Below are 11,897 nucleotides of genomic sequence, written 5' to 3'. Positions count from 1 at the left end.
GAAAGGAAGCGTTAATGGACTATCTCGCCCTAAACAAGCACGCCTGGGATCAGCGAGCCAAAATTCACCTTGCCTCCAAGTTTTATGATGTTGCAGGCTTTATCGCAGGTCAGACATCCTTACAAGAAATAGAACTGAAGGCTCTAAATGTGCAAGGGAAAAGCTTGTTGCATTTACAGTGTCACTTTGGACTCGATACACTGTCATGGGCACGGCTAGGCGCCAAGGTAACGGGCGTTGATCTGTCATCCACTGCAATAGAGCAAGCCCAGACGCTAGCTAAACAGTGTCAACTACATGCCGACTTTATCTGTTGCGACATTTACCAAGCCCCTAAGCATCTTAAACAAGAGTTTGACATCGTATACACCTCATACGGAGTATTATGCTGGCTACCAGACCTACAAGGTTGGGCCAATATCATCGCTAAGGCGCTTAAAACTGGAGGGCAGTTCTATATGGCGGAGTTCCATCCGGTGCAAGCATTAATGGAAGGATACAGCTACTTTGGGCAAGCCGAACCCGACATTGAAGAGGAAGCCACCTATACAGAAAATAGCCCAGATGAGAAGCACACTATGGTGACATGGCCGCACTCATTAGCCGATGTGATCAGTGCACTATTAAATGCAGGCCTTGTGATTACTGAGCTAAAGGAGTTTGATTTCAGCCCCTACGATGCATTCGACGGGCTTGAAATTAGGGAGACGCCCCATGATCGCCCCCGCTATTACCTGCAACACCAAGGTCAAAATGTACCGCTGGTTTACACTGTCTCAGCTATCAAAACGGCATAAAAAAGCAGGCTAAGCCTGCTTTTTTCTTTCATCACTAATGGCGCAACACCGGATACACTAAATATTGCTGATCATAATAGGGGCTACGCTCATAAAACCAACTTAGTCTGGCTTTGGGATCGGCGGCAAAGTCTTTATCTTGCAACGCCTTATCAAACTCAGCCTGTAACGCTGGGTCTTTCGCTAACATTTTGGCAGCCATCGGCTCAACGGCATAGTGCTCAATATATTCTGTGCGGGTAAAAATAGGATTGAAAAAACCCCACTGAAATAATGAGTCAGGAGATAGTGGCTCAAGCAGCAAAATAGCTAAGTCCCCAAGTGGTTGCCGCGTATCAATTTTAACAGTTCCTGCTGGTAGTGTGGCATTAACTACCTTAGACGAGACATTCGCACTTACACGCTGGCGTCCTTCATAATCTTCACTAGAGAACTTCGCCTCGCCGAACTGGTATTGACTCAATGACATCGATTTAGCATGCTCAAGCCGACTCATGCGAATACCATGGATCTCAAGACGTGCAATAACGTCCGTCCATTGTGGAGGGATATAATAAGTGGATGGCCGATTTACTTTGATATCAGCAAGGGTGTTCCCCGTCACAGGCAGGTTTTCGTACAATTTAGGTTGGCCGTTCCAGCGCACAACTTGCTCACCACTAATGGGGCTATCCTCTAACGTATAGCCTATACCCTTGAAATCCCATCCCTGCGGTTGCAGTTGAGGCTTCCAAGTTAATGGTATCCGCTTGCTATATCGATAACTATCCTGTTGGATTGCCGACCTCAACGATATCGCTTTTTCGCCAACAAACTCTAACGTAGCCGCCAGCATGACATAAGTCCCTAAAACACGTTGTTTAAAAGGCTTTAGACTATGATTTTCGATAAGAATCGTTGGTAAATGACGGACATCACCATAGCCATTGGAAAAACGCGGGCTGGCATGCCACAAGGACAAGCCTTTACTCAAATCACGATTATCGAGGGCAAAGACCAGCGGCCCAGGAATATGCCCTTGACCCGCTAATGCTCCCTCAACATAGGGGCGATACTGCTTATCTAACCAACGAAAACTGGATGGACTAAGCCCTTGTGACAAGTTATAGCCGAAAGTCACATCATATTGATAATCGATACCATCGGTCACGTGTACGTCGATATAGAGATCGGGTTGCCATTGATTAATTGCCCGCAGCATATGTTGCATCTCTAAAGTATCGGCCTTGGCATAATCACGATTTAAATTGAGATTATTGGATGTCGTCCGCCATCCCATTCTAACAGGACCGCGTTGATTCACTCGGTTAAATTCACTGCTGCGTTCGTGGGCATCGACACTAAAGATAGGCACAAACAGCAGGTTAGCCTTATCGAGTAATCCAGCCTTATCCCCCATTACCATATCGCGAAGCAGCATCATCCCCGCGTCTTTACCGTCTATCTCACCAGAATGGATTCCCGCTTGCACTAAAACAGTAGGCTTTTGATTAGCCTGTAGGGTTTCAGGTGTTTGCGCGCCCTCACTCGAGGCAATCACCATCCAAATATCACGACCTTGCGGGCTCTTGCCTAGCGACACTTTACGTAATCGTTCACTACTGGCTATCAACTTATCGAGCCAAGCAAAGGTTTCATCATAGCTCGGACTCGTCTTCAACCCCTGCTGTTCAAAAGGCGTTGCCCATGGTTCATCAGCGGCCATCAGAACTGATTCACTCTCACCATGCCAGACAATGCTTGGTGGCAGAGTCGCGTCATTGACGTAAGTATCGGCAACTTGAGGAGTCTGTACTTGGGTGCCGCTATCTGAGGCTGAGGCATTTACGCATATGAAGAGGAGAGCGGAGAGAAAGGAGATTTTAGGGCGCATCTTTGATTACCTAACGGCTTATTATTAGGCAAACATCTTTAACGAAAAAACCTTTAAGTGCAACACCATATAGACAATAAAAAACCCAGCTTGCGCTGGGTTTTTCGATTTCAGATCTCTGACCGATTAATCTTTTATTGGTGAGTCCACTTTGGCAACATCACTACCGCCATTGCGCTCTCGTTTACTGAAGATTCGCTCGACGATCACGAAGAAGATAGGAATAAAGAAGATCCCTAAGAACGTCGAGCTCATCATGCCGCCCAATACACCAGTACCGATAGCATTCTGACTACCAGAGCCAACACCACTGCTGATGGCTAACGGCACAACACCTAGGCCAAAGGCTAGTGAGGTCATTAAGATTGGGCGCAAACGTACACGAACCGCGTGCAAGGTTGCTTCGACTAGACCTGCACCTTTCTCGTAGAACTCTTTCGCAAATTCAACAATCAAAATCGCGTTCTTGGTCGCTAAGCCAACCGTGGTCAACAAACCCACCTGGAAAAACACATCGTTGGGCAAGCCGCGGCCATTCATCGCCAGTAGTGCACCAATGATCCCTAGAGGAACCACTAAGATCACCGCAAATGGTACCGACCAGCTCTCATAGAGTGCAGCAAGTACCAAGAACACGACCATAATCGACAACGCGTATAACGCAGGTGCTTGATTGCCCGATAAACGCTCTTCATAGGAAAGGCCATTCCACTCAACACCAAACCCAGGGGGCAACTTAGCCACCATAGCCTCGATATCTGCCATCGCCGCACCTGTACTGTAACCTGGTGCTGTTCCGCCTTGGATATTCATCGCTGGCAGACCGTTAAAACGTTCGAGACGTGGAGAGCCAAACTCCCAACTGCCAGTTGCAAATGCCGAGAAAGGAACCATCTCACCTTGAGCATTTCTCACATACCATGAGTCAAGATCTTCAGGTTGCATACGATATTGCGCATCGCCCTGAACGTATACTTTCTTAACTCGACCACGATCAATGAAGTCATTCACATAACTACCACCCCAAGCAGTTCCGAGGACACTGTTTACCGAATCGATATCGATCCCCAACGCCCTAAGCTTGGCATGATCAACATGGATTTGGTACATGGGCGCATCTTCTTGACCATTAGGACGAACACCAACCAAATTAGGATTCTGTGCAGCCATACCTAACAGCATATTACGCGCTTCGAGCAGCTTTTCGTGACCTTGACCATTTCTATCTTGCAGATAGAGATCAAAACCATTGGCTGTTCCCAGCTCGATTACCGCTGGCGGTACAAACGCAAATACAAAGGCTTCTTTCATCTGCATGAAGGCCCCCATAGCGCGTCCAGAAATAGACTTTACATCTTGACCAGGATTTTGTCGCTCAGACCAATCCTTTAATCCGACAAACGCAAGACCCATGTTTTGACCGCTACCAGCGAAACTAAAGCCTGAAACACTGAAGACCGACTTAACATTGTCTCCCTCTTGATTGAGATAAAAGTCTGTGACTTTCTCCATCACTTTCTTAGTGGTTTCTTGGGTTGAGTTTGTTGGTAAAATAGCCTGAGTAAACAAAATACCTTGGTCTTCATCAGGTAAGAAAGCCGTTGGCATACGCATGAAGATCCAACCAACAGCAACCACCAATGCTAGATAAATCAACATAACTCGGCCAGTACGCTTAATCATCGATGCAACCCCAGATTCATAACGAGATGTCATCTCATCGAATTTACGGTTGAACCAACCAAAGAACCCGGCCTTAGTGTGGCTTTCACCTTTTGCAATAGGCTTTAACATGGTCGCACAAAGCGCTGGCGTTAAGATAATCGCCACCATGACAGACAGTGCCATAGCAGACACAATGGTTACCGAGAACTGACGATAAATAACCCCTGTAGAGCCAGACATAAAGGCCATGGGTACGAATACCGCAGACAGAGTCAAACCAATACCGACAAGAGCTCCAGTAATCTGATCCATCGATTTACGTGTCGCTTCGAGTGGGCTTAAGCCCTCTTCTTGCATCACACGCTCAACGTTTTCGACCACCACAATCGCATCGTCCACCAGCAAGCCAATAGCTAGCACCATCGCAAACATTGTGAGTGTATTGATAGAGAAACCAGCCGCCGACAAAATGGCAAAAGTACCAAGTAACACAACAGGAACGGCAATCGTTGGAATTAGGGTTGCACGGAAGTTCTGCAAGAAGAGGTACATGATAACAAACACCAATACCACAGCTTCTAGTAACGTGTGAACAACGCCCTCAATCGACTTCTCAACAAATGGAGTTGTATCATAGGGATAAACCACATCTAACCCTTGAGGGAAGAAGGGCTTCATCTCATCAACCTTTTCGCGCACGAGCTCTGCTGTAGCCAATGCATTAGCGCCCGTGGCGAGCTTAATTGCCAAACCCGCTGCCGGCTTACCGTTATAATAAGATTCTACCGCATAACTTTCGGCACCAAGTTCAACACGAGCGACATCTTCAAGGAAAACCTTAGCACCAGAAGTATCAGACTTAATGATGATCTTCTTAAACTCTTCAGCTGTTTGCAGACGACTCTGTGCAGAGACGGTTGCATTTAACTCCTGCCCCTGAATTGATGGCGCTCCCCCCAATTGACCAGCAGAAACCTGAGCATTTTGCTCACGAATCGATGCCATAATGTCTTGGCTGGTGAGGTTATATTGAGTTAATTTCAGCGGATCGAGCCAAATACGCATCGCATATTGCGCACCAAACAGCTGGATCTCGCCCACTCCTGCAACACGACTCATAGGATCTTGAATATTTGATCCCACATAATCCGAAATATCATTCTTTTCCAGCGAACCATCTTGAGATACGAACCCTAATACCATCAAGAAACCAGAGCTGGATTTAGCGACTTTAACCCCTTGTGCTTGAACCTCTTGAGGTAATAGCGGCATAGCAAGTTGGAGCTTGTTTTGCACTTGAACCTGAGCAATATCAGGATCAGCCTCAGCATTAAAAGTCAAAGTAAGTTGCGCATTACCAAAACTATCACTGGTGGCTGAAATATAACGAAGATTATCAATCCCCGTCATACGTTGCTCAATCACCTGAGTAACTGTATCTTCCATGGTCTTTGCTGAAGCGCCAGGATAACTAGCACTAATAACAACGGTTGGCGGCGCAATACTTGGATACTGCGACACAGGGAGGTTCATTATAGAAAGCACCCCAGCCAACATAACGATAATTGCGATCACCCAGGCAAAGATAGGGCGATCGATAAAGAAACGAGCCATAACTTTACCCTACTTTTGTTGTTGCTTATCTGATGTCATATCGCTTAAAGGCTTACCTACAACAGGTGCTCCCGGACGAATTTTTTGCAATCCTTCGACAATCAGTTGATCACCAACCACTAATCCATCGGTAACGCGCCACTGATGATTGATCACCTCTGCAGTCGTGACCACTCTCGGTTCTACTTTGTTGTCGGCACCAATAACCATGGCAACCGCCTGACCTTTAGTATTACGGGTGATCGCTTTTTGAGGAACTAAAATCGCTTTGGGATCTGTACCAGCATTGAGCACTGCACGCACATACATACCTGGTAGCAATACGCCATCGGGATTAGGGAACTCGGCACGTAGCGTCACAGAGCCAGTATTCTCATCGACGCTCACTTCAGAAAAACGCAAGGTTCCAGAATGTGGATACTGACTTCCATCTTCCAAAATCAAAGCGACATCTGCATTCTCAGTAGCCTGTAATGCCCCCTGCTTCAACTTGGCTTTTAAACGCAGCAGCTGTGCACTCGACTGCGCAATATCAACATTGATAGGATCAAGCTGCTGGATAGTCGCTAGCGTTTGGCTTTGATTTGCAGTAACCAATGCACCGGCGGTGACACTAGATTTACCAATACGGCCAGAGATCGGCGCTTGAACTTGAGTATACTCAAGATTAATTGTCGCGGTATTTATCGCAGCTTTAGCAACTGTGACACCAGCTAATGCTTCTTTATAAGCCGCATCCGCTTCGTCAAAGTCTTGTTCACTAATTGCATTCGTTGTCAGCAATGCCTTATAACGAGCGGCCTTCGCCTTAGCGGAAGCTAAGCTTGCGTTTGCACGAGCGAGGTCGGCTTCAGCACTGATCAACGCAGCACGATAAGTTGACGAGTCGATTTGATAAAGCGACTGTCCTTTTTTAACGTCTGCCCCTTCAACGAAACCACGTTCGGTAACAATACCTGAAACTTGAGGGCGTACTTCAGCCTCAAGAAATGCCTTGCTACGACCAGGTAGTTCAACCTGAATAGCCTGTGGTTGAGCAACGACCTTGATCACGCCAACTTCGGTACTTAGTGGAGCAGCGGTCGACTGATTTTGTTCCTCTTGCTGACCACAACCCGTTATCCATAACGCCACACCAATAACTGAGGCAATTTTGACTATTTGCCGCATGATAACTCCTAATCAAGGCCACAACAAAAAACGCCCATTAATAGCAAATGCTATAAGGCTATCTTTTGGAAGCATTATTTATTTTAAAAATTGAGACAGTATTTATCTCACACCTAGCCAATGCCAACAAGAACAATACACGGCCAATTTTGTAAGTTAATGCAAATTATTATGTTAAACCATTTACCAATGCTGCCATTAAGTTAAAAGAGCAGTGAAAGACCAATAAAAGCATAGATAATGTTTAAAAAATGTGATCGCTACGATCGACTATATACATCATCACATCAAGTAAAAATCAGTTAAAAGTACGATATAAAAAGCTAAATAAACAATATCAATTGACAGCTTATCAAGACTAAATACGGTTATCCCCAATGCTGCACGCGACGCTCCTGCTGATCTCGGCAAATGATAACCCAGACTCATGCTGCCAAGCATTAAACACAGCTTGAACCTGTTTTAGTCCGCTCTTAGAGGAAAACCCATAATCAATGAGATTATGGGCCTTCAAGTAACCTTTTATGTCATCCGTCAGTAAAAAGGTGTCTTTTCCTATCGCTCTTAAAAAATAGGGGCCAGTATTGCCGCCAAGACGATTACCAAGACGTTTAAGCTCACTCCATAAGCTTATGATGTCATCACTTGGCCAATCGGCAATAAACTTGGCAAAGCTGCCATATTTCAATTTCACCTCATGGATCATCAAGGCGTTATCATATATCGCCATGGTTTTCTTGAGATGGCGAATCAAGTTCTCATCACTAGCACGCTGCTGTAATTGCTCAGGCGATAGCATCAACACCTTGTGGGGTTCGAAATCAAAAAAAGCCTGTTCATATGCGGGCCATTTATTGTCAACAATCCGCCAAACAAAACCACATTGAAACACTTTCTTACTTATTTCAGATAACAGTTGCGCATCGTGATACTGCTCAATAGTTTTACTATCAGCCACCTGTGGCATCAAAGCCTTCAAAGAGGCTTCGCCGCCTTTGCGCTCACAGGCCCGCTCATAAATTTGTTCAAAAGATTCCAAAGGTATGTCTCTAAAATTAATGATTCTGACGAAATAACATCGACCAAAGTGATGTTCACAAACATCGAATGACAATACTACTCAAACTTAAAAATCGATCAATTAGTCCTGCAACAATATAGCCAAACAATGATAAACCACTTTGACACATTGCATGTATTGGGTAATAAGTAACCATAAGGAAGCTTATTTGATAAGCAAAAATAAACAATCAAGTGTGATGAGGGGGAATAGTATGGATGCATCACAACTTTACCGTATGCTAGTTTTTGCCAGCGTAGTGGAAAAAGGGTCACTCACTGCCGCAGGTGAAGAGCTTAATATTAGTCGGTCGATGGTGAGTCAGCATCTAAAACGCTTAGAGAATCAATGCCAACTCAAGCTACTATTTCGAACTACACGTAAGCTTTCTTTAACTCAAGAAGGAAAACAGTTCTATTACTACTGTGCAGAGCTACTCAAATTCGCAAAACAAGCCGACACAGCAATAATGCCCAGCGATGAACAGTTGCAAGGTACGATAAAAATTTCTACCCCAGTTGCCATTGGCGAGCTTGCCCTAGTCCCCTTACTGCGAGAATTTAATAAACACTACCCCCTAGTACATCTCTCTTTATTATTTGAAGATAAAAAACTCGACTTATTCGAACATAATATTGATATTGCAATACAAACAGGCCACCCCGATAACGAACAGCTAGTCGCTATTGAATTAGCCGAATATGATGAATATTTAGTTGCCAGCCCGCAATATATCGCAAATCATGGCTCGCCCTTACATCCCGACAGCCTAACCCATCATCAATGGATTATGCACAGTACACATCAGTTACCGCGCAATTGTCAGTTTGACAATAGTGATGGTGACAAATTTAACCTACAGCTAACTCCCTTTATTAACTGCAATACCCTTATAGGTACCTTAACATTAGCCAAGGAGGGATTAGGCATAGCCATGTTACCTGAGCATCTCGTTCAACAACCTATACAAGAAGGCCAATTGGTTAGACTGATGCCTGATTATCACTTAGGCAAAGGCGGGATATTCGCACTACACAATTTTTATGATGTTATCCCACCAAGAGTTAATGCCATGCTCACTTTTCTGCGGCAACACTTTTGCCAGTAAAAGATAACAAGCATGAGATTAGCCTCCTAAAGTCGTCATTTTCGTTGAAAGTTCCAGCCAAAATGCGAAAGTCACGCTACAGTTAAAGTATCAAATTGAGACATACGGAGACTGATAACGATGGAATTGTTCTACCATCCCCTGTCTCGATACTCTCAAAAAGTTCTAATTGCACTTTATGAAAAGCAGGCTAACTTCTACCCAAGAGTCATAGAATTAAGCGACCCATTCTCACGGCAACAATTTAAGCATCACTATCCACCAGGAAAACTCCCTTTACTCAAAAACAGCTTGGGAGAGTTACTGCCAGAATCAACGATAATTATCGAATATATAGATCATGAGTTTTCGACGGGAACACAACTGATCCCACAGACGTTCGAACGCGCTCTTGATGTGCGGCTGTTTGATCGATTGATCGATAACGATTTAAACAACAAGCTCTATTTAATTGAAAAAATGCAAGCTCGAGCGGAGCAAAATCCGATCAAACTAAAACAGCTTGAAAAAGAGATCTTGGCAACCCTTAGCAGCTTGAATGATAAACTGGCTCAAAATCATTGGATATGTGGTGACAGCTTTACTCTGGCAGATTGCGCCCTGATCCCCTGCCTCATCGACGCAAAAAGTGGATTTAAGCTATATGAATTTGATGCAATCGATAGATATCTATATCAAGCAGAAACCCGTGGCGCCTGGACACAAGTAAAGGAGGAGGTTGACCTGCAAAAAGCCGCTGTACTCGCAGGTTTCCGTCCTATTCCTTAACGGGTCGTCAGCGGACACTGCCTTAGATATTTCGCTCTTTTTTGAGCTGTAAAAACTCCTTCCATTTTGCAACTTCTGGCGGCAGAACAGGTGTCTCACCTTCAAATCCCGCTTCTTTAACCATCTCAGCTATTGGCACTTGCTTACGATTAGAGACAAACACCCCACGAACATGAACGATACAACGTAAAGTGCCGTCGCTGACAAAACGCTGTTCAATATAAAAGTATTTTTCATCCCAGCCGACCACCTTGCTCTCTATTTGAAATTTATGTAGCGGCTTAATATCGCGGATATAGGTAAATTCAGCGGCGTTAACGATCGGCATCCACTTAAGTTTTAAGAAGCGTTTTAACAGCCCCATCTCTGCAAGCATATAAGTACGAGCAAGATCCATAAAAGCGGGATAACGAGAGTTAGTCAGATGGAAATTGATATCGCAATCTAATGGTAATGCCCGATATTCAATCTTACTGATACCAAGAAAATCGATCTTACGGCAATGACGAACTCGCCAAAACATTAGCCAAAACAAGCGGAAATAGAGATTCATAACATTAACATTCGTATAAATAGGGGCAGAAAGGCTAACAGAGGTCTTACCAGATAACAAGCATCCGTGATGGTGCAACAAGAGGGCTATGACTCTAGCAAGAAATGTTCGCTAGTAGAAAAGAAAAAGAGCCATATAGGCTCTTTGGAAAGTGAACAATTATTTGGCTAAGCCAATCAAATGCTCGGCATACACATTAACATCTTGCCAATCTGTGTAGTCGATGACCGCCTTAGGATCGGTAGGTCCATCAGTCATCTTCATGATTAATTGGATCATCCAGCGGTCATACCAACGCCACGAAGGATAGTCCACTTTACCAGCAATCACTTTTACATCTTTAGGTTTCCAAGCTGACAATTCGATAAATTTCTGAAGATACTTATTATTTTCAGGGATACGTTTCTCAGGATTACGCGCAACAACATTGACGCTAAAGAAGCTGTTAGGTTTCGTTTCTAGTTGCTGCTGATATTGGTTTACAAAGGCAAAAACAGATTTGTCATAAGTGCCGTAAAGCACGCAGGCGCCGACGGCAACGCTATCATACAGATCCCAATTTATCTCACTAGGCTCGCCAATCCTAAACAGATCGCACTCACGTCCTTGTTGACGAATATGCTCTGCCATAGCTTGAGTGATCTTTGCGGTATGTCCGCCACGCGAATAGTAAACAATAAGTACCGAAGCCATAAAGCATCCACTATCAGATAAGTCTGACGATATTGTTACAATAAAGTGCACCTAAAACAGGCCTGCAGATCACAAATTAGTTAAGGGTTTTGTGAAATACACCACCAAATGAGACAAAAAATCGCGATAGAATAGAAACATAATAGAAGTAATGGAATTGTCGAGTTGGCTCATTATAAAGTTTGAGCACTTTCTACTATCTGAGTATCATTGCTTTCACCACACCATTCAATTAGAATTATCTAATCAAGCAGAGTACAAGAGAGTCATCATATGCAAAAAGATATTGATGTAGATACCATGGTCACTAACGCTCAGAGCGCTGCCAAATGGCTAAAAGCGATTGCGAATCCATACAGACTGATGATCTTGTGCCAGTTGCTCGATAACGAATTAAGCGTCACCCAGCTCAATGAAACTGTGCCACTAAGCCAATCAGCATTGTCACAACACTTAGCCGTTTTACGCGCAGAAGATTTAGTTGCGACCCGAAAGAGTTCTCAGATCGTCTACTACACCTTAAAGAATGAACAGGTTACAGAAGTTATCTCAATTCTTTATAAGCGTTACTGCGCATAAATCATTTCGATAGTGTG

The 11,897-nt window shown here is 44.3% G+C and carries 10 protein-coding genes; 4 read left to right on the top strand and 6 right to left on the bottom strand.

The features are described from left to right. Positions 1 to 14: 14 nt before the first annotated feature. Entirely contained in the window at positions 15 to 797 is a 783-nt protein-coding gene (locus K0I73_RS00155; RefSeq protein WP_220062597.1) for a class I SAM-dependent methyltransferase, read from the top strand. A gap of 34 nt (positions 798 to 831) precedes the next feature. Here K0I73_RS00155 and K0I73_RS00150 read toward each other — a convergent pair whose 3' ends face one another. The 4 genes from K0I73_RS00150 to K0I73_RS00135 all read right to left on the bottom strand — a co-directional run bounded on the left by K0I73_RS00150 (position 832) and on the right by K0I73_RS00135 (position 8,164). Continuing rightward, complete coding sequence (locus K0I73_RS00150; RefSeq protein WP_220062596.1) at positions 832 to 2,670, bottom strand: M14 family metallopeptidase; 1,839 nt, start codon at positions 2,668 to 2,670, stop codon at positions 832 to 834. A gap of 126 nt (positions 2,671 to 2,796) precedes the next feature. Next, entirely contained in the window at positions 2,797 to 5,949 is a 3,153-nt protein-coding gene (locus K0I73_RS00145) for an efflux RND transporter permease subunit (protein WP_220062595.1), read from the bottom strand. 9 nt (positions 5,950 to 5,958) lie between these two features. Beyond that, the gene (locus tag K0I73_RS00140) at positions 5,959 to 7,119 is read right to left on the bottom strand and encodes an efflux RND transporter periplasmic adaptor subunit (RefSeq protein ID WP_220062594.1); all 1,161 of its coding nucleotides are present in this window, start codon (positions 7,117 to 7,119) and stop codon (positions 5,959 to 5,961) included. 358 nt (positions 7,120 to 7,477) lie between these two features. After that, a complete protein-coding gene (locus K0I73_RS00135) occupies positions 7,478 to 8,164 on the bottom strand; it encodes a DNA-3-methyladenine glycosylase I (RefSeq protein WP_258405363.1) in 687 nt (228 codons plus the stop codon). A 229-nt stretch (positions 8,165 to 8,393) separates the two neighbouring features. On the opposite strand from K0I73_RS00135, the gene K0I73_RS00130 reads away from it, so the two are divergent. Beyond that, positions 8,394 to 9,287, top strand: a complete 894-nt coding sequence (locus K0I73_RS00130) for a LysR family transcriptional regulator (RefSeq protein ID WP_220062593.1) — start codon at positions 8,394 to 8,396, stop codon at positions 9,285 to 9,287. 120 nt (positions 9,288 to 9,407) lie between these two features. Next, positions 9,408 to 10,055 (top strand): glutathione S-transferase family protein, encoded by a 648-nt coding sequence (locus K0I73_RS00125; RefSeq protein ID WP_220062592.1) that lies wholly within the window; start codon positions 9,408 to 9,410, stop codon positions 10,053 to 10,055. 22 nt (positions 10,056 to 10,077) lie between these two features. Here K0I73_RS00125 and K0I73_RS00120 read toward each other — a convergent pair whose 3' ends face one another. Continuing rightward, positions 10,078 to 10,608, bottom strand: coding sequence for a thioesterase family protein (locus K0I73_RS00120; RefSeq protein ID WP_220062591.1), 531 nt, complete (start codon positions 10,606 to 10,608; stop codon positions 10,078 to 10,080). Positions 10,609 to 10,767: 159 nt separating this feature from the next. After that, the gene (gene hemG / locus K0I73_RS00115) at positions 10,768 to 11,301 is read right to left on the bottom strand and encodes a menaquinone-dependent protoporphyrinogen IX dehydrogenase (protein ID WP_220062590.1); all 534 of its coding nucleotides are present in this window, start codon (positions 11,299 to 11,301) and stop codon (positions 10,768 to 10,770) included. Positions 11,302 to 11,574: 273 nt separating this feature from the next. Between hemG and K0I73_RS00110 the strand changes: the two genes are divergently transcribed. Then, positions 11,575 to 11,880 (top strand): ArsR/SmtB family transcription factor, encoded by a 306-nt coding sequence (locus K0I73_RS00110; protein WP_028763438.1) that lies wholly within the window; start codon positions 11,575 to 11,577, stop codon positions 11,878 to 11,880. The last annotated feature ends 17 nt before the right edge of the window (positions 11,881 to 11,897 follow it).

This window comes from Shewanella mesophila (assembly GCF_019457515.1).
Classification (GTDB): domain Bacteria; phylum Pseudomonadota; class Gammaproteobacteria; order Enterobacterales; family Shewanellaceae; genus Shewanella; species Shewanella mesophila.
The sequence above is the reverse complement of the archived record's forward strand: the minus strand, read 5'-3'. Positions and strand labels throughout refer to the sequence as shown.